The sequence below is a fragment of the Siphonobacter sp. SORGH_AS_0500 genome (assembly GCF_002838835.1).
Lineage (GTDB): Bacteria > Bacteroidota > Bacteroidia > Cytophagales > Spirosomataceae > Siphonobacter.
This window is the reverse complement of record NZ_NHPP01000006.1, coordinates 43441-67497: the sequence shown is the minus strand read 5'-3', so window position 1 is coordinate 67497 and position 24057 is coordinate 43441. Positions and strand designations below refer to the sequence as shown.

At 44.9% G+C, this 24057-nt stretch carries 18 protein-coding genes; 11 read left to right on the top strand and 7 right to left on the bottom strand.

Features of this window, described 5'->3' with window-relative positions:
• Positions 1-32: 32 nt before the first annotated feature.
• Positions 33-554: a shikimate kinase gene (locus BWI96_RS08380; protein WP_106636207.1), complete on the top strand. Its 522-nt coding sequence runs from the start codon at positions 33-35 to the stop codon at positions 552-554.
• A 624-nt stretch (positions 555-1178) separates the two neighbouring features.
• Here the strand turns inward: BWI96_RS08380 and BWI96_RS08375 are convergent.
• The 4 genes from BWI96_RS08375 to BWI96_RS08360 all read right to left on the bottom strand — a co-directional run bounded on the left by BWI96_RS08375 (position 1179) and on the right by BWI96_RS08360 (position 4149).
• Positions 1179-2087 carry a hypothetical protein gene (locus BWI96_RS08375; protein ID WP_106636206.1) on the bottom strand — a complete coding sequence of 303 codons (909 nt, stop codon included), beginning with the start codon at positions 2085-2087 and terminating at the stop codon, positions 1179-1181.
• Positions 2088-2128: 41 nt separating this feature from the next.
• Entirely contained in the window at positions 2129-2389 is a 261-nt protein-coding gene (locus BWI96_RS08370) for a hypothetical protein (RefSeq protein ID WP_106636205.1), read from the bottom strand.
• Positions 2386-2892, bottom strand: coding sequence for a hypothetical protein (locus BWI96_RS08365; RefSeq protein ID WP_106636204.1), 507 nt, complete (start codon positions 2890-2892; stop codon positions 2386-2388). Before BWI96_RS08365 ends, BWI96_RS08370 begins: the two co-directional genes overlap by 4 nt.
• 153 nt (positions 2893-3045) lie before the next feature.
• Positions 3046-4149, bottom strand: a complete 1104-nt coding sequence (locus BWI96_RS08360) for a hypothetical protein (protein WP_106636203.1) — start codon at positions 4147-4149, stop codon at positions 3046-3048.
• Positions 4150-4378: 229 nt separating this feature from the next.
• Between BWI96_RS08360 and proS the strand changes: the two genes are divergently transcribed.
• From proS to BWI96_RS08325, 8 genes are all read left to right on the top strand, one after another.
• Positions 4379-5851, top strand: a complete 1473-nt coding sequence (gene proS / locus BWI96_RS08355; protein WP_106636202.1) for a proline--tRNA ligase — start codon at positions 4379-4381, stop codon at positions 5849-5851.
• A 108-nt stretch (positions 5852-5959) separates the two neighbouring features.
• On the top strand, positions 5960-7465 hold the full coding sequence (locus tag BWI96_RS21875; protein WP_198555198.1) for a sialate O-acetylesterase: 1506 nt from the start codon (positions 5960-5962) through the stop codon (positions 7463-7465).
• A 124-nt stretch (positions 7466-7589) separates the two neighbouring features.
• Positions 7590-9326 carry a glycoside hydrolase N-terminal domain-containing protein gene (locus BWI96_RS08345; protein WP_369804114.1) on the top strand — a complete coding sequence of 579 codons (1737 nt, stop codon included), beginning with the start codon at positions 7590-7592 and terminating at the stop codon, positions 9324-9326.
• A 50-nt stretch (positions 9327-9376) separates the two neighbouring features.
• The gene (locus BWI96_RS23220; protein WP_369804113.1) at positions 9377-10048 is read left to right on the top strand and encodes a glycoside hydrolase family 95-like protein; all 672 of its coding nucleotides are present in this window, start codon (positions 9377-9379) and stop codon (positions 10046-10048) included.
• Between the two features lie 921 nt (positions 10049-10969).
• Positions 10970-13096 (top strand): peptidase domain-containing ABC transporter, encoded by a 2127-nt coding sequence (locus BWI96_RS08340; protein ID WP_106636201.1) that lies wholly within the window; start codon positions 10970-10972, stop codon positions 13094-13096.
• Positions 13097-13167: 71 nt separating this feature from the next.
• Entirely contained in the window at positions 13168-14535 is a 1368-nt protein-coding gene (locus BWI96_RS08335; protein ID WP_106636200.1) for an HlyD family secretion protein, read from the top strand.
• A gap of 80 nt (positions 14536-14615) precedes the next feature.
• Complete coding sequence (locus BWI96_RS08330; RefSeq protein WP_198555197.1) at positions 14616-15986, top strand: TolC family protein; 1371 nt, start codon at positions 14616-14618, stop codon at positions 15984-15986.
• A 163-nt stretch (positions 15987-16149) separates the two neighbouring features.
• Complete coding sequence (locus BWI96_RS08325) at positions 16150-16320, top strand: twin-arginine translocase TatA/TatE family subunit (protein ID WP_106636198.1); 171 nt, start codon at positions 16150-16152, stop codon at positions 16318-16320.
• 405 nt (positions 16321-16725) lie between these two features.
• Here BWI96_RS08325 and BWI96_RS08320 read toward each other — a convergent pair whose 3' ends face one another.
• From BWI96_RS08320 to BWI96_RS08310, 3 genes are all read right to left on the bottom strand, one after another.
• Positions 16726-17448, bottom strand: coding sequence for a hypothetical protein (locus BWI96_RS08320; RefSeq protein ID WP_106636197.1), 723 nt, complete (start codon positions 17446-17448; stop codon positions 16726-16728).
• Between the two features lie 180 nt (positions 17449-17628).
• Complete coding sequence (locus BWI96_RS08315) at positions 17629-18378, bottom strand: imm11 family protein (protein ID WP_106636196.1); 750 nt, start codon at positions 18376-18378, stop codon at positions 17629-17631.
• Positions 18379-18732: 354 nt separating this feature from the next.
• Positions 18733-19164, bottom strand: coding sequence for a transposase (locus BWI96_RS08310; RefSeq protein WP_232793644.1), 432 nt, complete (start codon positions 19162-19164; stop codon positions 18733-18735).
• 521 nt (positions 19165-19685) lie between these two features.
• On the opposite strand from BWI96_RS08310, the gene BWI96_RS08305 reads away from it, so the two are divergent.
• Positions 19686-22163, top strand: a complete 2478-nt coding sequence (locus tag BWI96_RS08305; protein ID WP_157830273.1) for a hypothetical protein — start codon at positions 19686-19688, stop codon at positions 22161-22163.
• A gap of 66 nt (positions 22164-22229) precedes the next feature.
• A complete protein-coding gene (locus tag BWI96_RS08300; protein WP_157830272.1) occupies positions 22230-23882 on the top strand; it encodes a hypothetical protein in 1653 nt (550 codons plus the stop codon).
• Positions 23883-24057 lie beyond the last annotated feature (175 nt).

The following is a 24057-nucleotide window of genomic DNA, read 5'->3' as shown; positions in this document are numbered from 1 at the left end:
TAAACCAGCCTAACAGAATTAAAAGGTATTACATGAAGAATATTTTTTTACTAGGTATGCCCTCTTCCGGCAAGAGCACGCTGGGACGAAGCCTAGCCCGTGAAATTGGCTACGAGTTTGTGGACATGGATAAGCGAATTGAGATTCGTGAGTTACTGACCATTGCTGAAATTTTCAATTTAAAAGGGGAACCCTATTTCCGAACCGTAGAAAGTGAAATGCTTCGGAGCTTTCCGGCTGATGCGGGTCTGGTTGTTTCGACGGGTGGTGGCGTTCCGTGTTTTCATGATAACATGGCCTTTATCAAGGAAAATGGCGTTAGCCTTTTTCTGGATGTTCCCCCGAAAATTCTGGCGGACCGGATCCTTCACACCAAAAAAAATGATCGGCCTCTGCTGGTTACTGAAGACCCGGCGGAGTTACTAGCGGCCCTGGAAACTAAAATTGCTAACCGTCGAAACTACTACGAACAGGCAGACGTAACCATCGCCGGAGAAACCGATGTGCAAACGATGCTGGAAATTTTGAGGCACCTTCAGGTAATAAGTAGTTGATAGTTTTTAGTTTATTAACTTATAGTCAACATTTTACAACAGGACCGTAGCGTAGTAACTAATTACAAAATTTAGAGGCTGTCTAAAATAAGATTTAACTAAATTAAGAAAGCCTCTCCCTGCTTTGGGGGACCATTGGATGGAAGAGTTTATGAAGAATGTCCCCGAATTTCATCCGGGGACAACGCGGCGATACGGTTGATAATCATAATTATCTCATACCTATAAGGATACGTCATTACGTGATCATCAGCGTCTGTCATTCCGAACGAAGCGAAGGATCTTATGACCTTTTTCGAGTTGGTTGGGTCATGCAAAAACTTGACTAAGCCAGCCCCGCCTCATTCTACCCAAGGTCTCTTGTTGCGTTCGGAGAACCCCATCCGCAGTCGCTCGGCTCTAGCCGAGTGACTACCTAGCTCTAGGCCTCTGGCCGGTAGACTGCGAACCAATAGGGGGTCAGCCAACAATTTTTTCCCCAATCAAAACAGACTTGCTACCATCGGCCAGAGGCCTATCAAGCTATATCGTCACTCGGCTAAAGCCGAGCGACTGCGAGGGAATCATAAAAAAAGACGCTGTGAAATAATCACAGCGTCTTTTTACTTGTATTGTAACTCTGAATTAGAAATACGTTCCAATGGTCAGAATTGCGTTAGTCGTCTGATTTTTGATGCGTGCTGAGGCATAGGCACTTGCATCCGACAACACATAAGGAGAATAAGCTGTTGTTTGCTGGCCATGAAGAACCGTTCCATCAATATAAAAACCATTCGTTTTATAGCCTAATCCGCCAGAGAAAATATAGCGGCTACGATCTAAGTTATTGAATTGGGTAGTTTGTTGATAAGGGTCCTGATAATAGCTTACACCAGCCCGCAAACTCAAACGATTCAGTCTATACTCTCCACCTAATTTCAGATTTACAACATTCCGATATGTATCCTTTATACTACGGGTATAAGTCCCATTTTCAAAACTTTCATCAGACTCTGAGGCATTTCCAGATAACTTCATACCCGTATAATTTACAAATTCGGCATCGGCAGAAATGAATCCATTTTTTCCAAAAAAGATACCAAGTCCTCCACTAACTTTCAGAGGAGTACGTAGTCGATATCTGGAATCTAATGGATACGTACTTAAGGTAGGAACACTGGTGATGTAACTGACCCCATTAAAATTCGACATTCCATATCCGGCGTTTTGTAACATTTGAGGTAAACTCCGATTGTAAAGATTATTATCAATATCCCGTGAATTATCAAATTCGGGGAACGTTCCATTGCTTCCCCCACTGACTTCAAACGGAATTTGCAAGTCGGTTCGTTGCGTTCGGGAGAGGGTTTCACTTACTCTGTACCATGTAGGTGTAGTCAAAGAAAGTCCTAACCGTACTACATCCGAAGGTCGATAGATCAACCCTGCCGATAAATTAAATCCATTGCCAGAAGTTGTTAAATCCGTAGTATTTGTAAATCCATGAATGGCTCCCAGGGGGGCGTTAGGTAAGGCAACAAAGGCCTCAGTCATGGTATTGCTATTCGTGTAATTGAATCGGCTTAACCCTAAACCTACCCCAACGTATAGTTGTTCATATAATTTGCTCCATATGAAAAACTCCATTGGTTGGTGTACCCGGTACTTACAGAAGAGAAACTTTGATCTGTTGGATTGATACGCTCTCCTGTAATCTGGTCACGTCCTGTTCCGTAATAAGGACTGCCATCTGCCGAACTGGGGTCAATCAGCAAACCATAATAGTACATGGAAGTAGGGTAATTAAATTCTGGTCCGTAAAGATTCAGATCTGTTTTAAATGCGTTGGAAGTCACTCCCCCCTTAGCTTCATTATTAGCTGTTTCGGCAAACGCATCTGCCATTGAGCTAACATTATTTCTACCTCCAAACCGAGTATTATTTTTAAAAATATTCTGGCGTGAATAACTAGCTCCAAAGGCTCCTCCCTGCCACCCTCCTGATTGCACAGGATTCCGGTTTTTGCGGCAAAAACTACTCCAAAATTTCCCAGAGCAAATTGGTTGGCATTAGCATTTTGAGTACTGTTAATATACTGTGACGAATTATTACGCTGGCTAAACATAGGGGATATACTCAGTTCCGAGCGGGTATAAAACCCCAGACCCGCCGGGTTGCCACTAATGTTACTAACATCCGCACCAATAGCCGTATGAGTACCTCCCATCGCCTGCATGCGAGCCGAGCCCTGTGGGTTAGTCTGAGAAAAAAGACGGGACAATGATTCATAACTATTGTCCTGTGCCATTGCTGCCTGTGATACTACTAACAAAGCAGCGACATAGAGAAGACGTTTCATGGTCAATATATAGGCTCGATCAAAATATAAAATAGCTTACGGAAAAAGCAGTGCCAGATATACTCCAGGCCAACTACACGGTTAAATAACGAAAACCCCGTCAATTCTGTTGAATTAACGGGGTTTAATGTGCGTTAAAGTTTGTTAAGCGAATTATCTCGGACCACGGGAACGAGCTCCTCCGCCACCACCACTGTTCATGGAAGGAGCTGGAGCTGAGTAACTCCGGGAAGGAGCTGAGTTATTCCAAGAATTGGAGTTATTGTTATTCCAGCTATTCGAACGGCTATTATTGTCGTTATTCCAGCTACGTGAGTAGGTGTTGTTCTGACGATCTACCGTTCCGTTTCCACTTCGGTAAGTGTTGCTATTTGGATTATAAGAATCAGAATAGGACGACGTCTCGCGTCGAGGACGGGAATAGTAGCTGTTGTTACTAGCAGAAGAATTATTATAAGAGCTTCTACCTCCACGATCAGTTGACGTACCACCTACAGTAGAATTTCTAAAATCTCCATTATAGGCCGATTGAGAGCGATTATAACCCGCTGCTCTTGGACGACTGTAAGAGCTATTACCATTATCAATAGGTTGCGTTATGACTGTTCCGCCGCCATAATAACCTCCTCCATAATAAGGATAACCCAGGCCACCATAGCCCCAGCCACCGTAGTAAGGGCTACCCCATCCACCATAGCCAAAGCCATAGGGATTGTAAGCCCAGCTACTGCCATACCAGGGATCATACAGGCTGCCCCAGTAACCTCCACCCATGCCCCACATACTCCAGGGACGGTAGAAGCTGCTGCCAATGCCTAGACCAATCGAAAGGCCGGGGCCGAAACCACCAAAGCCATTGTACAGCCCACCGTAATAAGGCGAGCCAAACATGCTGTAGCTATTCCAGGAATTCCATCCATATGGATTCCAGTTCCCAAAGCCTGAGTTATAGGCGTAGTTGTTATTGTAATTATTATAGCCGTACAGATTGTCGTATACGCCGTTTCCTGCGTAATGACGATTGTTATATTTATCGGCCAGTGTCTGGTTGTAATATTCGTTCCCCGCGAGGTTCTCCCCTTTGGTCTGATCTTCTACAACGTCATTTTGTTTATTACTATAGGCCATGGCCCGGACATCCGAAGAAGAAGAATAAAGGTCGTCATACACGAAGGAACGTTGGGTAGATGGACTACATCCCCAAACACCCGCCAGAAGGGCTACCGCCAGGTATTTTGAAACATTCCTCATTTTCATGATCTTATGGGTTTTGAAGTTAATTTTTACCTTCAATGTGACAGTATTCGTTGCGACTGTTACAAACTTAATGCTAAAACGTATCTTTGCAATCCTCTAAAAAGACTTTAACTTTTATTAACGACAATTTTAACATTTGACTTCGTTAGCATTGATTTCACTTAGTTACCGATTGACAATCAATCTACTAAGTTTAATTAACTAACAGTCAATTTCTCAGAAAAATTCCATGAGCAAAGGCATTACATCCCGCAATGAAGATTACTCCGAGTGGTACCTTGACTTGGTCAAACGGGCCGATCTCGCTGAAAACTCTGCGGTACGGGGCTGCATGGTCATTAAACCCTATGGTTATTCCATTTGGGAAAAAATGCAGCGGGCTCTCGACGACAAGTTCAAAGAAACTGGACACGTTAATGCGTACTTCCCGCTGTTTATTCCTAAATCTTACTTATCAAAAGAAGCGAGCCACGTCGAAGGCTTCGCCAAGGAATGTGCGGTTGTTACCCATTACCGTCTGAAGAATGCCCCGGATGGTTCGGGAGTAATCGTTGATCCAGAGGCTAAACTGGAAGAAGAACTCATTGTTCGTCCTACTTCTGAAACAGTGATCTGGAGTACTTATAAAAACTGGGTGCAGTCGTACCGTGACCTGCCATTGCTGATTAACCAGTGGGCCAACGTTGTTCGCTGGGAAATGCGTACGCGTCTGTTCCTTCGCACGGCAGAGTTTCTCTGGCAGGAAGGCCACACCGCTCACGCTACTTCAGAGGAAGCCGTAGCAGAAGCGGAACAAATGCTGGAAGTGTATGCCAAATTTGCGGAAGAATGGCTGGCTCTGCCCGTGATTCGCGGGGTCAAAACGCCGAACGAGCGTTTTGCCGGAGCCGTGGAGACGTACTGTATCGAGGCCATGATGCAGGATGGAAAAGCTCTTCAGGCGGGAACTTCGCACTTCCTGGGTCAGAATTTTGCGAAAGCGTTTGACGTGCAGTTCCTCGGGAAAGATAATAAACTCGAATACGTATGGGGAACAAGCTGGGGCGTTTCTACGCGTCTGATGGGTGCGTTGATTATGGCTCACTCGGATGATCAGGGTTTGGTATTACCTCCCAAACTGGCTCCAATTCAGGTGGTTATTGTTCCTATTTTCCGGAATGATGAGCAATTGAATGCTATCTATGATCGTCTGGAACCCATCATCAAAGAACTGAAAGCCAAAGGCATTTCGGTGAAATTTGATGATTCCTCTGCGGAAAAACCAGGCTGGAAATTTGCTGAATATGAGCTTCGCGGCGTACCCGTTCGGATGGCCATTGGGGCTCGTGATCTCGAAAATGGAACGACGGAATTAGCTCGTCGCGACACCAAGGAGAAACAGGTGGTTGCCATTGACGGCATCGTTGAAACCATCCAGAACTTACTGGAGGACATTCAGCAAAACATCTATAACAAAGCTCTGAAATTCAGAGAAGAAAACACGTTCAAAGTCGATACCTGGGAAGAATTCCAGGAGAAAATCGAACAGGGCGGATTCCTGCTGGCTCACTGGGACGAAACCTCAGAAACCGAAGATCAGATCAAGGATGCAACGAAAGCAACCATCCGTTGTATCCCTCTGGATTCCCCCGAAGAAGAAGGCGTTTGTATCTTCTCGGGTAAACCTTCCAAGCGTCGCGTCATCTTCGCCAGAGCGTACTAGTTTACCGTTTTCTATGGTTAGTTTTCAGTTGTTATGAAAACTAATATTTCAATAGCCTCTGTACATGGCAGAGGCTATTTTTGTTTTAGAACTCTAAACACTTGTTCTATGAAATGGGCTTTTTTGTCTTTAGTCCTGTTGCCCTCATTTTCGCTACACGCCACCGTAACACCGAATAGTTTGTTCAGCGATCATTTGGTATTACAACGCGGCGTTGAGGTGCCCATTTGGGGAACCGCTACTTCCGATGAATCGGTCACGGTAAGAGTTGCCGGACAAAGCATTCGGACACAGGCGAAAGACGGCAAATGGATGGTAAAACTCAAACCCTTACCCGTCGGTGGGCCTTATACCATGACCATTCAGGGCTCTAACCTGATCACTATTTCAGACTTACTCGTAGGCGACGTCTGGATTGCCAGCGGGCAGTCCAACATGGAGCGGCAACTAGGCCCGCGTGAAGGGCAGAAGCTGATTGATAACTGGGAAAAAGAACGCGACGCGGCTCATTACCCGCAAATTCGGCAATATGCCCTAACCAAAAATTACGCCCCGGCTCCGGTTTATGACACCTACCACGAGTGGGTCGTTTGCTCGCCCAAAACCGTGAGCGATTTTACTGCCGTGGGCTACTTCTTTGCCCGTGACTTATACAAGACCTATCAGGTACCCATCGGTATTATTCTGACGGCTTACGGCGGTTCTCCGGCTCAAAACTGGATGAGCCGGGAAGCCCTGGAAGCTACGCCCGAACTGAAAAAGCTGGTAGAAGCCTACGATAAATCGTTGCAATACGAGCCTAATACCGTTAGTTCATTGAATAAAAAAATGGAACTCCTCTGGGCTAAATACCGGACTGATTCTTTACAGGCGGTTCAGGAGCAAAAGTCCTTACCCAAACGCCCCGTACAGCCTTACCATACGCAGCAGGGATCTTACGTCAGCGGTTTATATAACGGAATGCTCAAGCCGCTGATTCCTTATGCAATCAAAGGGGTAATCTGGTATCAGGGTGAAAATAATGCTCATCAGTCGAAGTTATATCAGACCATGTTCCCGACCCTGATTGCCCAATGGCGATCGGAATGGCAGCAGGGGGATTTTCCTTTTTTATTCGTCCAAATTGCTCCATTTAAGATGATGCCACCCGAGATTCGGGAAGCCCAGTTGATTAGTTTAAAAAAGACGAAAAATACGGCGATGGTCGTGACTACCGACTGTGGTGACGCAAACGATATTCATCCTACGAATAAAAAGCCCGTAGGTGAGCGATTGAGCCGGGCAGCCAAGGTGTTGGCTTATGGTGAAAAAATGGAATACTCCGGCCCGATTTATGAGTCCATGCGAGTAAAAGGGAATCTGGTTATCCTTAAATTCAGTCACACAGGCAGGGGACTAATAACCCCTGATACCGCGTTGAAAGGATTTACCATCGCTGGAGCCGATCAGAAGTTCGTGCCGGCTCAGGCCCGAATCAAGGGAAAGACAGTACTTGTTTTCAGTGAAAGAGTACCCAATCCTGTTGCCGTTCGCTACGGCTGGACGCAAGTGCCTGATGTGAATCTCTACAACAAAGAAGGGTTACCTGCTTCACCCTTTCGGACGGATGGATGAAACGAATGAAATCGTTTTCACCAAAAGGGTATCTATCCGTTTATTTTCTCTGTGTTACTTAACTATTGCTTAGCATCTCTGAAACTATCAATCGTAAAACTAAATCTTTACCTATCACAGCCTTATGTTTCAAAAGTTACTCACCTTTTCCCTGCTGGTCACTAGTTCGCTGATTAGTTATGGACAATCCGAAAAACTCTGGTACAAAGCCCCCGCCGAAATATGGACAGAAGCCTTGCCCGTGGGTAATGGACGAATCGGCGGTATGATTTTCGGTCGCCCCGAGCAGGAACTTATTCAATTAAATGAGTCTACGCTTTGGTCAGGCGGGCCTGTTCAGCCGGGTGTCAATCCGCAGGCAGCCTCATACTTACCGCAGGTTCGGGAAGCACTGGCGGCGGAAGATTACCCCAAAGCAGTGGCTTTGCTCAAGAAAATGCAGGGTCATTATACCCAGAGCTATATGCCCATAGGTGATCTGAAGATTATTCAATCGGTATCTTCCCCCCAGAATTATTACCGCGATCTGGATATTAATCAGGCCTTGGCCACTACCCGTTTTACGAGTAACGGGGTTACGTATACCCGTGAGATCTTTACTTCTGCTCCCGATCAGGTCATGGTTATTCGGCTAAAAGCCAGCAAGCCGGGGGCTCTTTCTTTTGATGTTCAGAGCAGTAGCCCATTGCGGTTTAGTAAAAGTTCCAGAGGCACGAACGAACTGGTTATCCATGGAAAAGCTCCTGCTCAGGTAGACCCTAACTACTATAACTCGCCTTCACGCAAACCCATCATTTACGAAGACGCTTCGGGTTGTAAGGGCATGCGATTTCAGTTTCAGGTTCGAGCCCTTACGAAAACAGGTCAGGTTCAGGCGGATACGGCTGGAATTCATGTCAAAAACGCCAGTGAAGTGGTGTTGTTAGTATCCACCGCGACGAGTTTCAACGGGTTTGACAAATGCCCCGACAGCGAAGGTAAAGACGAAAAAAAGTTAGCTGATACTTACCTGAATCAGGCCGCTTCTAAAGCTTATGAAACGTTACTCGCCCGCCATATTGCTGATTATCAGAAGTACTACAAACGGGTTACCTTTCAGCTAAACGATTCGAATACACCTTCTACTTTAGCTTCCAACGAGCGACTGGATGCCTATTCTCAGGGAGCGAAAGATCCTTCCCTGGAAACGCTTTACTTTAATTACGGTCGGTATTTGCTCATTTCCAGCTCTCGTCCGGGCGGTGCAGCGGCTAACTTGCAGGGCATCTGGAATCATCACATGCGGGCTCCCTGGAGTTCAAATTATACAATCAACATTAATACCCAGATGAACTACTGGCCGGCAGAGGTTACTAACCTTTCCGAGCTGCATCAGCCTTTATTTGAACTGACGAAAAACATTTCGAAGACGGGTGTTCAGACGGCCAAAGAATATTATAACCTGCCCGGCTGGGTGGCTCACCACAACTCCGATATCTGGGCAGCCTCTAACGCCGTGGGTGATGTGGGCGATGGCGATCCCATGTGGGCCAACTGGAACGAAGCCGCCGGCTGGCTTTCGCAGCATTTGTGGGAACATTACGCCTTTACCCGCGATAAAAAGTTCCTGAAAGAAACGGCATATCCGGTCATGAAAGGGGCCGCTACGTTTTTGTTAGGTTACCTGATCGAAGACAAAGACGGTTACCTCATCACATCGCCCTCCACTTCTCCCGAAAACTCATTCATTAATTCCGATGGGAAACGGGCTTATGTAACCGTCGGTTCGACGATGGATATGTCTATTATCTGGGATTTATTTACGAATCTCATTGAGCTTCGGAAACGCTGGGCACTGATGCAGAATTCCGAAAGGTATTAATTGAGAAAAAGAAGAAATTACTACCCCTGCACATTGGGCACAAAGGTAACTTGCAGGAATGGTACAAAGACTGGGAAGACGAAGATCCGCATCACCGTCACGTGTCGCACTTATTTGGCTTACACCCCGGTCGGCAGATTTCGCCCCTGGCTACCCCCGATTTTGCCAAGGCTGCCCGCACCTCGCTCGAGCTTCGCGGCGACGAAGGAACCGGCTGGAGTAAAGCCTGGAAAATTAACTTCTGGGCCCGACTGCTCGACGGTGACCATGCCTATTCGCTGATTCGTCAATTATTGCATTATACCCGCGAAAACGGCACCGCCTACCAACGCGGTGGCGGCACGTATCCTAACTTCTTTGATGCTCACCCCCCCTTCCAGATTGACGGTAACTTTGGTGGTACCGCTGGTATGACCGAAATGTTACTGCAAAGTCACCTGCACGAGCTGCATTTATTAGCCGCGTTACCCAAAGCCTGGTCTGAAGGCCGGGTAACGGGGTTGAAGGCTCGCGGCGGTTTTGAGGTAGATATGCGTTGGAAAGACGGCCAGTTACAATCGGGTCGCATCCTTTCGCTTCAGGGAGAGCCCTGTAAAGTAAGGACCGCTCATCCCATTCAGGTGAAAGGCGTTTCTGCCAAACCACAACAGGAAAACGGCTATTACCTGCTAACATTCCCAACCCAGAAAGGGAAGAGTTATGAGATTAGTGGTTTGAAGTAGTTATCGTTTGAGAAGTTTGATTCTGCTTGAGAAATCTGGCTTTGTTTGAACATCGTTTGAATGAGTAAGGGGTTTGAAGGTTGGAGTAATCATCCAACCTTCAAACCCTTTCAAGCTTTCTATCCCTTACCAAAGTCTCTTACAAAGAGAACTTTTCAGAAGCTGTCTAAAATTTATAATCAAAGACCTTATTGCGAATCAGGGCTTCTGCAGGCTTGAGGGATAACGGCAGGTGGAACCTGCCTTAGGGTAGGAACGAGATGGAAACTCACACTAGGGGGTAGCAGGCTTATTTCTTCCCTCTATCATCTCGAACGAAGAGAGAGACCTTCTGAGTAATGGGACGGGGCGGGGTTAGTCAAGTTACCGCATAACTCAACCAGCTCGACAAAGGTCATAAGATCCTTCGCTCCGCTCTGAATGACAGACGATTATGATGAGTGTTAATGTCTGCTTCAGGCATGTAATGACCTTACATACTAACCGTGTCCCCGGATTTCATCCGGGGAGGCAACATTCGTAAGGCTCCCTTTCACTCTCAACCACAGATTACACCCTAAACTCTTCCTCTAATCGTCCCCAGAAGTAGATAGAGGCTTACTACTTTTATTGAAACCTTATTTTTCAAACCAGATCAAATAATAGTCAAACCAAATCAACCTGCTCAAACTGTTTTCAAACCTTTCAAACGCCAAAATCCACCCCTGCTGGCTATCTTTTTTTAGGTGTTTTTACGTCATTACAATCACCCCAGAAATTATTAGAAGTTGATGAGAATCTTTTCTTTAGGAACCGCCAGATTTAGTTTTGTCGTTATGGTAAATGGCAAAGAATGTTAGTACGTCATTTCTGAGCCTGCTGAAGTTTTGTTTCCCATGTTTTTAGTACAACTACTACCCTCGCATTGATTCTTTAAAAATTATGACGATTCATGTATTAAATCACACAGTTCGTAAACTGGCCGAGCTGTTTTTCCCAGATAAGCTCACTCATTCTTCAACCAAACATCTCATTGAATCGGCAAAAGCTTATCAGGCAGAATCGCTGGAGGCTTTCATCGCGGATTTAACAGAAAAGGCCTTCACCGTTGATCTGGCTTTAGTAAAGCACGAAAAAACCGAAGACGATTTCTGGAAATGGAAAGAAGAAAGTGAACATCCTTTTGTCTTTTTCGAGAAAACGGAGGATGGTTATCGACCCATCATTGCCGGAAAAGATCTAAAAAAGGGGAAGCCTTACCATTTTTCGATTGAAGAATCGGGCGAACAAACCATTACCGGAGAAGGGATTAACCCCGTCAAAAACAAACATGGTAAAGTAGTCTTTCTCACGGCGTTTCCTATGCACCCGCTCACGAAAGAAGGCGGTAATAACGAAGAGGCCGAACACGTCAACCCCTGGCGACGCACCTTACAGCTCTTCAAAAACGAACGTCGGGATATTTATTACCTCTATCTTTACGCCATTGTTTCGGGTTTAATCGCCCTGAGCTTACCCCTGGGAAGTCAGGCTATTGTAGGTCTGATTCAGGGAGGATTGGTCTTTTCTTCCGTATACCTGCTAGCCGCTCTGGTTATTGTAGGAACCTTAATCACAGGTATCTTACAGATCGTTCAGGTTTCGATTGTGGAGGTTCTTCAGCAACGCATTTTTGCCAAAGCTGCTTTTGAATACGTCTATCGCATTCCCCGCATTAAGATTGAGTCGCTGAGCAAGTATTATGCTCCCGAGTTGATGAACCGCTTTTTCGATATCCTCACGATTCAAAAAGCCCTGCCGAAAGTACTGATTGATATTACAGGAGCCGTCATCCAGATTTCCTTCGGTTTGTTACTGCTCTTTGCGTATCACCCGATGTTCATCGTCTTCGGAGTAATGACCATTATCCTGATCTTCTTTATCTTTCGGGTGAATGCCAGTAAAGGTCTGGAGACCAGCCTTAACGAATCCAAGTACAAGTATAAAGTAGCTCAATGGCTGGAAGACATCGCCCGAACGCTGAATAGCTTTAAAGTGGTGGGAAAAACCAATCTTCCTTTACAGAAAATGGACGATCTGGTGAGTCGCTATCTGCTGTATCGTGAGAAGCACTTCAAAATCCTGCTCCGCATTTTCTACTACATGGTCGCCTTTAAAACGCTGGTCATCGCGGCTCTGCTGATTTTGGGTATCTTCCTGGTCGTAGATCGTCAGATTACGTTAGGACAATTTGTGGCTTCTGACATCATTATCGTCCTGATTGTAAGCTCCGTAGAAAAGTTAATTACCAGTATTGACACGATTTTTGACTTGGTCACAGCAACGGAGAAAATGAGTGCAGTAACGGACTTACCACTAGAAAGAACCGGGGGTATTAACGTTCCCATTCGTGATCAGGAATTTTCGATGCAGACGCACAATCTTTCCTATCGTTACCCCGATGGTAAACGAGCTATTCTCCAGGGCCTCAACCTTTCCATCAAAGCGGGTGAACGCATTGCCGTCACTGGTAAAAACGGCGGTGGGAAAAATACGCTGCTCCGGGTTTTAAGCGGTATTCTGAATGATTACGAAGGCAGTATTTCGGTAAATGGGTTTTCGTTGCGGGACATTCAATTAAATGATTTCCGCAACGCCGTGGCCAAAAACGTTTCCCACGAAGAAATTTTCGACGGTACTATTCTGGAAAACATTACCATGGGCCGGACAAACATTACCATAGAGGATGTTCGCTGGGTTATTGAAAGTCTGAATTTAACGGAAAAAATCAGTCAGTTACCCAATGGTCTGGACACTCAGATGCTGTCTTCGGGACAACGTTTCTCGGAAAGTTTCAACGCTAAGATTACCGTAGCCCGTTGCATCGTGGAGCGGCCTAAGTTGTTGATCTTCTCTGATTTTTACGGATTACTGGATCGGGAAGAAAAAATACAGCTCATCAAGTTTGTGTGCGATCCTTCTCATCCCTGGACATTCATTACCATTTCCCACGACCCTGAAATTCTGTCGGCTTGCGACCGGGTTTTAATTCTGGAAAATGGCAAAATTGTTAGTGACGGACCTTATTGATTTCCTAGCTCCCGTGTAGTTTACAGACCTGTTTGACACAGAAACTACCCACAGTCAATTATTCTATAAAGATGCTGAATATATCTCCCAAGCGAGTCGATCCAGATATGTCTGAGATCGAAATCAATTCACTAAAAACGCTTTCGACCCACCGGACGGGCCGCAAACTGGCCCGCTGGATTATTGGGATTCTACTCATTCTGTTCATTGTTCTGTTTATGCCCTGGCAGCAGAACATTAACGGTACGGGTACAGTGACGGCCCTTACCCCGCAGGATCGGCCTCAGACGGTGCAGAACATTATTGCCGGAAGGATCGAAAGATGGCACGTCCGGGAAGGTCAGGTTGTCCAGAAAGGCGATACCATTCTGACGCTTTCCGAGGTTAAGGATGAATACTTCGACCCGAATCTGCCCGAGCGATTAACGGAACAGGTTGGAGCTAAAGAAACGGCAGTAGACGGTTACGAAAGTAAAATTGACGCGGTTGACAATCAGTTAAGTGCCCTGCGAAATGCCCTGCGACTAAGTTTGGACAAAGCTCGAAACAAAGTATTGCAAGCCCAGGCGAAAGTGCAATCAGACAGCGTAGACGTGTTAAATGAGCAGATTCAGTTCCGAATCGCCGAAGTTCGTTTTGAACGTTTCCAGCAAGGGTACGCTCAGGGGCTTTTCTCGAAAACAGAACTCGAAACCCGTGAATTAAGCTTTCAGGGCTCGCGGGCTAAATTAGTTGCGGCCCAAAATAAACTGGCGATTTCCCGTCAGGATTTGATTAACTCCCGCATCGAATTGAACTCGATTAATGCAGATTATCAGAAAGAAATAGCCAAATCGCTTTCTGACCGTAGTTCGGCAGTTTCTTCCCTGGGCGATGGCCGCAAGGAGCTTTCAGAGTTACGGAATAAAGTAGCGAATGTCGGGGTTCGTCGTAATCAGTACGTATTACGAGCTCCTCAAAATGGTATTGTGGTTAAAACTCTGAAAGCTGGGGTGGGCGAAACCATCAAAGAAGGCGAGCCGATTTGTACGCTGCAACCGCAGAACCCGCAAATGGCAGTAGAACTGTACGTAAAAGCCATGGACGTTCCGCTGATTCAGAAAAACCGGGAAGTGCGGATTCGTTTTGACGGCTGGCCCGCTCTGCAATTCTCGGGTTGGCCCTCGGTCAGCGTGGGTACGTTTGGTGGTCGCGTCGTGGTTATTGACCAGGTGAACTCTCCCAATGGTGAATACCGGATTCTGGTAACACCCAAGCTGGAAGAACGTCGGGATCACCCCTGGCCTAAGCAGTTACGTTTAGGCTCAGGTGTATACGGCTGGGTTATGCTGGATAGCGTTCCGGTATGGTATGAAATCTGGCGTCAGTTGAATGGCTTCCCACCTAGCCTGAAAGAAGAACCGAAAGGAGACTACGAAGGGAAGGGAGGTAAAAAATGATGAATTCAGGCTTCCGTTTTCGGTGTTCAGTGTTCAGTTACTGGAAGTTTTTCCGAAAGCTATTTTTTCTTTTGATCCTGATGGGAAGTTACAGTTTTGCTTCTGCTCAGGATTCGGTTCGGATTTTTACCTTTTCGGATTATGCGGATTTGATCGTTAAAAACCATCCCGTGATCAAACAATCCGAGCTGATTCCGGCGGATGCCCGTACGGAATTGATGCAGGCTCGGGGGATGTTCGATCCTAAACTGGCTTCGGATTTTAGTCGAAAAGAATATAAGGACCGGGAGTATTACAACCACTGGGAAAACTCGCTGAAGATCCCAACCTGGCCGGGTATTGACCTGAAGGCCGGTTTTGATCGAAATACGGGTCCGTACATTAACCCTCAGTATCGCACACCCGACGCGGGTTTAGTATACGCGGGTCTGAGCGTTCCGCTGGCCCAGGGGTTACTGATTGATGCCCGCCGTTCTACCCTTCGACAAGCCCGATTATTACAGGATATTGCCGAAGCTGATCGTCGGAAATTGGTTATCAAGATCATGTACGATGCCGCCAAAACTTACTGGGACTGGTACTTTGCGTATCAGCAATTTCGATTTACTTCGGAAGGGTTAGACCTGGCTCAGGTTCGGTTTACGGCGGTGAAGCAACGCGTAGAAATCGGTGATTTGGCTCCGATTGATTCCGTACAGGCTAAAATTACGGTTCAGGAACGGCAGGCATCCTATCAGGAGGCTCTCATGGAATTTCAGAACACGCGGCTGGGCATTTCCAATAACCTCTGGACAGCAAACGACGAACCCGCCGAGCTACCCGAGAACGCGATTCCGGGCGGTGTTACCTTACCCGAACCAACCGAAGAACAGTTGAATAACTTACTGACCCGGGCCAATCAACAACACCCGGAGCTAATTAAATTCAATTTCAAGTTACAGCAACTGGACATTGAGCGACGGTTTCGGCAGAACCAGTTACTACCTGTCGTTAATGTGAGTTATAACTTCATTCGTGAGCCAGTTAATATGGGTTCGTACGATGCGGGCTGGTGGATGACCAACAATTACAAAGTTGGAGCCGAAGTTAGTTTCCCACTGTTTCTGAGAAAAGAACGCGGGAAACTTCAGCAGGTTCGTATCAAGCAACAGGACCTTCGTTTTGATCAGCAACAAACCCAGCGAACCATTGCTACTACGGTACGTCAGGTCTTTAATCAGGCCCGATCCTATCAGCAACAGGCTGAATTTCAGCGATTGGCTACCGAAAATCAGGCGGTTTTGGTGCGAGCAGAACAGCAGAAATTTACTATTGGGGAGAGTACCCTATTCCTGGTAAACACGCAGGAAACGAAATTGATCGACATGCTAATCAAGACGGAATCGCTACGAACCAAATACGCCAAAGCCTGGGCTAACAGCCTGTATGCCGCCGGTAGTAACCCTCAATAAGCCCATTTTAGTAAAGTTCGAAGCTTAACATCTCCTTAAAACCGGATGGTTTTGAAACTAATTTGCTTATTTTTGGTATTTAATTTCGACGAACACTAAACAACCAAAGGTTTTAGTGTCTAATTTTATAACTAGAACTTATTCACTAAAAACGACCATCATTATGTTTGGAATGGGAGGACCCGAAGTTGCACTTATTGCTGTAGCCTTCGTACTGTTATTTGGAGCCAAGAAAATTCCTGAACTGGCTCGGGGACTAGGAAAAGGAATCCGCGAGTTCAAAGACGCTTCTCGCGAGATCAGAGAGAACATCGAAAATCCAGGGAAAGAGTAATTGCTCTCCTAACCATATAAAAGTCAGCTTCACGATTGGAGCTGACTTTTTTGGTTTTGGTGGATTGCAAATCCACCACAGACGGCTTTCGGATTATAAATCCGAAAGAGCACTTATAGTAACCCATGTAGAGATGCGACTTCATCGCGTCTGGCTGGGAAATGGTAATTTATCACCAGTGGTACAAATCGCCTCCTACCCAAATTGTTCCGAATATGAAATGCCAGACGTCACATCAAAACAGTTTAGGGGGCTAATGACTATTAACTAAAGCACCTGCAAAGCCTAGGACAGGAAAGCAAGTGCTACTCAGCAGGCTTGATACCCCCAGAATTTACAGATGTTTTTTGATAACATCTGTAATAAAAGCTTAATTCTCAAAATTTTTGATAGATAACATATCCTTTATTCACTTTCAATATATATGTCGTAAATATCATCTTCATAATTAAGCCCACTAATATTATGAGCTTCAAGGGCATCTATTAAACGATTTGATATGTATATTTTACTAGTTAAAAATTGAGTGACCCATAAATCCAACTGGTTATTAAAATTTTTATTAAGTATTAAATCATTAACTAATACCGCAGATCCAGTTTCATTGTATATACTAATATAATCTTCGTAATTTTTTATGTCACTTTTTTTGTAATTAGTAAATCCTTTTGAAATTAAATACTTAAAATTATAACTGCATTTCTGGAAATTAACAGTATGTTCTCCTGTTTCAAGATTAAAACATAGCCACTTATAGCCCGATATGATTTCTCCATTTTTATTGAGTGTTATATCAAAATAATTATGATCTGGTAAATTGAAATCATTTAAAATATTTATTACTCTTTCACTCACTATAAGTCCTCTTCTTAAGCCTGCGATATATAAAATATCTGTTTTTCTAGCACTATTGTACAATTGTATATTACGGAGTTGTTGTCCATATTCTTTCCAAGAGGCCCATTTTTTCCATATATCTAGTGGCCATCTGTCATTGTAAATAAATAAGTCTTTGTACAAAGGATGATTGCTATAAAATTCTTCATCTAGGAACCCTTGCCCAGCTCCGTGTTTTACACCTACAATTTTAGGATCAACCTCATTCCTAAGTGTTTTGTATGTATTCATAATTTTGTTTATTCGAAAGATTAATTCTTAAATCATTCCAATTATTAGGCTCTTAATCGTCACTTGAAACGCTGGATAAAAGCAATTTGTAACTGACGTTATTATAAGTGAATAATTTATATTGATTACAAAAAATAAACTAGAATAATCCACAAAGTACTAAAGATAGGGGTTTCTGGATCATGAAAATATTAACTCAGTAGAACTATATCCTAAAAATTCTGATCGTCTTTTGTCTCTTTCGGGTGAAATAGCTTCGTATCCTGTTATCCTATTAGCTTCCATCTTTTTTAAGAGCCTATCAGAAATATAGTTTTTAGACCCTAAAAATTGCATCCCGAATAGGTCTAATTCTTGGTCAAAGTTTTGATTAAAGACTAGTTTTGAAACGCCTACGGCACTACCGGTTTCATAAAACACATTCATGTATTCTTGATAAGTTTGAATATTAACCGCAAAATTTTCACCAAAGTTGCGTTTATGGTAACGCAAATCATATTCGCACTTAGCAAAGTCTACAGTTTGTTCGCCTATGTCCATGTCATAGACAAACCACCAATAGCCATCTACAATTTTTTCTTTTTGTATAAAGGTCGTTTGTAAGAATTTATGATTTTGTGGTAAATGGCTACTCTCTAAGATTTCACGTAGTTGATTATTAACAGCAAAACCTCGCATTGAAAAATCAATATAGTCCGTATGCTTTGCTTTCTTTTCCATGAACACCTTGTATAAAGGTTGAGCATATTTTGTAATTTCTGCCCAAGGTTTCCACCAGTCTTTTCCAGCTAATTCTGTTTCATGAAAAATAGATTTGTACCATTGGTTTCTTTCTAAAAAATCACCAACTTCAATATGTACTTGACCAGCCCCATCTGTAACTCCTACTATTTTAGGGTCTACAGTATTAGTTAAACGATAATATATCATTTAAAAATTATTTAATGTTATATATATACAATAGGGCATTAGTTATTAAAAGTTATAGAAACATTGCGTTCCAATAGCACCGCCTTATATTCAAGAAATAGATAGTCATCTACTAAAATATACCTACAGCTATCGTTATACAAATGTTCCTTATTGTTAGTTATGAACTAACGCTCTTTCGGATTTGTAATCAGAAAGCTATCTGTAAAGGATTTATAATCCAAGATAGAAATAGAGCTTCTAATCAACAATAACGTCAATTAAGCCTAGTTTCCGAGCATAATTTCGTGCAGAACTATACAAGTATTCGTCTGGATGCTCAACAATTCCAGCTCTTACAGGATTATCATGCAGCTAAGTTAGCTTTTGTTGGTAAAATTCAGGGGTAAGAATCTCTTTAGCTTCACTTCCATCCTGACAGAATTTATAAATTTTATTTTTAGGTTCATATTTTCCTGCATATTCAAAGCGATACAATAACCAGTTCCGACGACTCTCCCGTTCCAACTGTACTGCTTCTACTATCTTTTTAGAGGTATACTTCTTAAAATCTCGTAAGATGTCAGACATCGTTATTTCTCTATTTCTTGCAGAAGCCATTAGATGTAAATGATTTGTCATTAATACCCAGCCGTAAATTTCCAATCCTTTCGCTTGCTGACAGTACTTAAGAGCATTTACAATAATGTCCTTATAAACAGGTCTGGTAAATACATCTACCCAATCTACAACTGTCATCGTCATGAAATAGGTATATCCTTCGTGAATTCTGTTCTTTAAACCCATGGGTTGCTCCTTGTGATAAATTTAAATTTGAAAGAGCATCATTTGAGCGAATTTTAAAAACCGTTTGATAATCATTTGTATGTTATGGCTTGCAAATCCATAACAGCATGCGTCAGCTTCAATCGTGGAGCTGACTTTTTTGGTTTTGGTGGATTGTAAATCCACAACAGATGGCTTTCGGATTGTAAATCCGAAAGAGCATCTTAGTTGAATGGATAGTGGTCAAAAGCAGGTTTTCTCCATAGAACTTATGCAAAATAGCATTCGATGGTCGATGATGCTTTGCTACAAACCAACAGTAGTTGTGGATTGCAAATCCACAACAGATGGCTTTCGGATTATAAATCCGAAAGAGCATCTGGACGCGACTTCATCGCGTCTCAACGCAGAAGGGCTGGAATTATAGCGATCTGCCTTGAATTGGTAATCCAACATTATCTCACGCTAGCCAAACCTTTTTGGCCCATAACGCACCACAGTTTGCGGTATCTTCTATTTTTGTGCTTTCTATCTCTGTACGCATGAAATCCACGCTTAGCAAGTTACTCCCTCATTTACTCGCCGTTCTGGTTCTGTTTGTACTGGCTGCTCTCTATGCCTCGCCTAGTCTTCAGGGCAAAGTTCTGGGCATGCACGATATTCAGCAGGCTCAGGCCGGAGCTCAGGAACTCAACGAATTCCACAAAGCCACGGGCCGCTGGGCTCTCTGGACCAACTCCATGTTCAGCGGAATGCCTGCCTACATGGTTGCAGGCGATTACCCGTATACATTCGTCGGTAAAACCGTTTCCATTGCTCTATCCATCATTCCAGAAGCCATTCGGATCATTTTCCTGATGATGCTGGGCATGTACATCTTACTGACTACCATGGGCGTTCGTCGCTGGCTGGCAGTGGTGGGAGCTCTAGCTTTCGCCTTCGGTTCGTACAACATGATCTTCATTAAGGCCGGTCACGTTTCTAAAATGTACGCACTGGCTTACATGCCGGGAATTCTGGCTGGGGTGATGCTGGCCCTTCGTGAACGTTACTGGATTGGTGGAGCCGTTACCGCTCTATTTGTCTGTCTCGAACTAGCCGCTAACCACTTACAAATCACGTATTACTTCGCTCTGGCTCTGGTTCCGTATATCATTATGGAGACCATCGTGCAGATCAAGGAGGGTCGTCTGAAAAATCTCATTACGGCGGGTGTGGTTCTGGCCATTGCTGCCGCTGTGGGCGTAGGCAGTTATGGCGGTCGTTTAATGGTTACGCTGGATTATACGAAGGAAACCACTCGGGGTACCTCTGAGCTTTCACTGCCCAAACCCGCCGCTCCCGGAGCTGCCGCTGCTGCAAATACCCAAAATGGGCTGGATTATAACTATGCTTTTGAATACAGTTACGGGATTGGTGAAACGTTAACGCTGCTAATTCCCCGCGTCTACGGTGGTGCTTCGGCGGAGCCGCTTACCACGGATTCCGAGATTTACAAAATCATGACCCAACGCGGCATGGATCCTGCTCAGGCCAAGCAAATTGTAGAGAATGGATTTTATACCTATTGGGGAGGATTACCCATCAACGGTGGACCCGCCTACGCCGGAGCCGTAGTGCTTTTCCTCTTCGTATTAGGTTTGTTCATCGTCAATACCCGCGTGAAATGGTGGATTGCCGGAGCTACAATTTTAATGCTCTTCATTGCCTGGGGCAGTAATTTTTCTGCCTTTGGTAACTTCATGTTCGATCACTTCCCGCTCTATAATAAGTTCCGGGCGGTTACCATGACGTTAAGTATCGTTCAGTTTTTAGTGGCGTTACTCGCCGTTTTAGCGGTACAAACCCTGATTGACCGTAAACCCACCTTTGCTGAACTCCGTCCTGCTTTGCTTGCCAGTGTGGCCCTGACGGGTGGTTTGGCTTTGTTGGTATGGTTGCTTGGGCCTTCCATCATGGAGTTACGCAAGCCAAACGAAAGCGTACAGTTAGGTCAGATGTTCGGTGATCCTGCTTTCGGTACGGAAGTTCTACGAGCTCTGGTCGAAGATCGGGGTTCTTTATTACGTTCGGATTCCCTCCGCACGCTGATTTTTGTACTGATTGCGGCGGCTCTGGTCTGGTTATACGTAACGAACAAGATCAAGGAAACTATTCTGATCGTTGGTCTGGGCGTGATTGCTTACTTCGATTTGTTCTTCGTTGACAAGCGTTACTTTAATAACAAAGATTTCTCCAGCAAAAGCGAAGCTCAGGCCCGTATTACTCCTACTCCGGTAGACGAGCAAATTCTTCAGGATAAAGGGCTGAGTTACCGGGTACTGGATAATCGGGGTTACTTCATGAGCGATGCGAGTGTATCCTATTTCCATAAATCACTCGGGGGTTACCACGCCGCCAAGCTGAAGCGTTATTCGGAGCTAATGGAGTACGCTTTGCCGAAAAACTTTATGGGTGTGATTAACATGCTCAATGCCAAGTATGTGATTCAACGCGATCCGCAAACGAATCAGGATGTGGTTCAGCAAAACCCGGAAGCGTTGGGGAATGCCTGGTTCGTTCAGAATTACCGACTCGTGCCTAATGCCAACGAAGAAATGAAGGCAATGGAAACGCTTAATCCAAAACAGACAGCGGTCATTGATCAACGTTACGCAGACGACTTGAAAGGATTAACCTCCATCCAGTCGGATTCTACCAATTCGATTAAACTGGTTGCTTACGAACCTGATCGGATGAAATACGAGAGCAAGGCGGGCAGTGAACAACTGGCCGTTTTCTCGGAAATTTTCTATAAAGGTAATACCGACTGGAAATCGTTTATCGATGGTAAAGAAGTTCCTCACATTCGGGTTGATTATCTGTTGCGAGGCTTACGCGTTCCGGCGGGTACCCATACCATTGAGTTCAAATTCGATCCTCCCGTCTGGAAAAAAGGCATGACCATCGACCTGATTTCCAACATTGCCCTGATTTTATTAGTGATTGCGGGCGTGGTCATTGAAGTTCGTAAACGATAATCCATCGAATGTTCGCTTGAAAATGGCTGGTGCATGCATCAGCCATTTTCCATTTAGTTAACCCGTATGCTTATTACCCTGCTCCTCTGGCTATACATGTCCATCCTCTGCCTCGCGGCTGGTGATTTAGTATGGCTAGCCTTCCAACGTTTGGGACGTTCTCCTCAGGAGTTACCACTCCCCGCTCTAGCCTTCATCGGTTGGGCCGGATTAACCAATGTATTAGGTTATTTCTGGCTCTTCAGTGCGATTGGAATGGAGGTTCATGCAGGGCTTTTTATCGCATTAATGGGCTGGTTAATCCATCGACGTTCGTATTGGAGCACTCGAATACAGACGATTACTTTGCCTAAATCACTTTATTTCTGGGGAGCCTTTCTCCTAGGCTTTCTGGTCATTCTTACCCGTACTACGCACCTGCCACGAGTGGCCGATACGGGGGGGTACCATGCTCCGATGATTCGATGGATTTCGGAATATGCCGTCGTCCCCGGACTGGCAAACGTTAATTATCGCTTTGGATTTAATAACGCCTCCTTTCTGACGGAAGCCTTTTTCAGTCTTCGTTTTCTTACCGGAGAATCGTATCACGTGCTGAATGGTTGGCTGATGCTGGTACTTTTCGGGTGGGGATTGAAGTCCCTTCTTCACAAACCCCAGCGAATGAGCGACTGGCTGATACTAGGAATGGGGGTTCTCTTTCTCTGGCATGCTCACTGGCGGCTGGCCTCGCCCAGTCCCGATCATCCCGCTCAGATTCTCGTCGGACTCGTCTTTTATTTGATGACCCGGCAAGTAGAAGGCTCTGGTGCATCGTCCGAACGCCTGTTGATCGTATGGTTAACGCTGCTGGCCTTTACCATAAAAATGAGCACGCTTATGGCCTTGCTGGTTCCGGTCGTCCTATTTGTTGATTGCTTTCGAAAAAGGAGTTACCGTCAGGCTAGCTTACTGGTCGTGGTCGGACTTATTCCGCTTCTCTGGTGGCTGGGAGCCAATCTGATTTTAACGGGCTATATTCTTTTCCCTACCACTTCACCATTAATCGACTGGTTTTCTTTTGACTGGAAAGTCCCAACTTCCGTTATTGAGCAAGGCTTAATTAATCTTTCTGGCGGAACCAAATTGAGTCCGGTCAACGGTTTATTTGATTTTAGCTGGATACCTCACTGGTTCGCTTCGCAGTTACTCCCCGATCAGGTATTACTTATTTTTCTCTTTGGCTGGCCGCTGGCGGCAATGATCCAGTGGAAGCGGATGGTGCAGTTTCTCATGCAATATCCTAACTGGTTCTGGTTATTATTGATGTCTTTTGCGGGAGTAATTTTCTGGTTTATTAATGCTCCAGAATTCCGGTTCGGAATGGGCTTTATCGTTGCCGCCTTGCTGATTGGGTATGCTCCTTTTCGCAGACCCGTTCCCACGCTGTTCAGTTTGGGAGCAGTTGGATTCCTTAGCCTTGCCTTAGTATATGCTTCCTTTAAACGGCAGTCTCCCCCCCTAATAACTCCTGATTCTTACCCAGAGGCTTCCGTAACGGTTTACCCCTTGCCTCCGCTTCAACTATACGTAGCCAACGACGACCCGCGAGTAGTGCATGGCATCAAAGGGTATTGGAGTAACTGTCAGGATGCGGATTTACCCTGTAGTCCTTACTATAATCCGGCGTTGAGTATGAGAGGAGCAACCCTTCAGGATGGGTTTAAAATTCAACCCTAACTCCGTAGAGACTCGACTTCATCGTGGCTGGGTAAATAGTTAATAGTTTTTAGTTGTTGGTTAATAGATTAATATTCCGTGTTTTTCCCTCCCTGGCTGGTGTCTTCACCAACCAGGGAGGAAAGAATTTAAGAGGCTTTGCTACCATTAAATTTCAATGCTTAAGAGGCCATTT

Coding starts and splice junctions, on each gene's coding strand:
- BWI96_RS08345 (WP_369804114.1), top strand. CDS start 7,590: ATGTTTCAAAAGTTACTCACCTTTTCCCTGCTGGTCACTAGTTCGCTG.
- BWI96_RS21875 (WP_198555198.1), top strand. CDS start 5,960: ATGAAATGGGCTTTTTTGTCTTTAGTCCTGTTGCCCTCATTTTCGCTA.
- BWI96_RS08320 (WP_106636197.1), bottom strand. CDS start 17,448: ATGAATACATACAAAACACTTAGGAATGAGGTTGATCCTAAAATTGTA.
- BWI96_RS08310 (WP_232793644.1), bottom strand. CDS start 19,164: ATGGGTTTAAAGAACAGAATTCACGAAGGATATACCTATTTCATGACG.
- BWI96_RS08375 (WP_106636206.1), bottom strand. CDS start 2,087: ATGACTGAGGCCTTTGTTGCCTTACCTAACGCCCCCCTGGGAGCCATT.
- BWI96_RS08330 (WP_198555197.1), top strand. CDS start 14,616: ATGGGAAGTTACAGTTTTGCTTCTGCTCAGGATTCGGTTCGGATTTTT.
- BWI96_RS08340 (WP_106636201.1), top strand. CDS start 10,970: ATGACGATTCATGTATTAAATCACACAGTTCGTAAACTGGCCGAGCTG.
- BWI96_RS08365 (WP_106636204.1), bottom strand. CDS start 2,892: ATGAAACGTCTTCTCTATGTCGCTGCTTTGTTAGTAGTATCACAGGCA.
- BWI96_RS08335 (WP_106636200.1), top strand. CDS start 13,168: ATGCTGAATATATCTCCCAAGCGAGTCGATCCAGATATGTCTGAGATC.
- BWI96_RS08325 (WP_106636198.1), top strand. CDS start 16,150: ATGTTTGGAATGGGAGGACCCGAAGTTGCACTTATTGCTGTAGCCTTC.
- BWI96_RS08315 (WP_106636196.1), bottom strand. CDS start 18,378: ATGATATATTATCGTTTAACTAATACTGTAGACCCTAAAATAGTAGGA.
- proS (WP_106636202.1), top strand. CDS start 4,379: ATGAGCAAAGGCATTACATCCCGCAATGAAGATTACTCCGAGTGGTAC.
- BWI96_RS08305 (WP_157830273.1), top strand. CDS start 19,686: ATGAAATCCACGCTTAGCAAGTTACTCCCTCATTTACTCGCCGTTCTG.
- BWI96_RS08300 (WP_157830272.1), top strand. CDS start 22,230: ATGCTTATTACCCTGCTCCTCTGGCTATACATGTCCATCCTCTGCCTC.
- BWI96_RS08360 (WP_106636203.1), bottom strand. CDS start 4,149: ATGAAAATGAGGAATGTTTCAAAATACCTGGCGGTAGCCCTTCTGGCG.
- BWI96_RS08380 (WP_106636207.1), top strand. CDS start 33: ATGAAGAATATTTTTTTACTAGGTATGCCCTCTTCCGGCAAGAGCACG.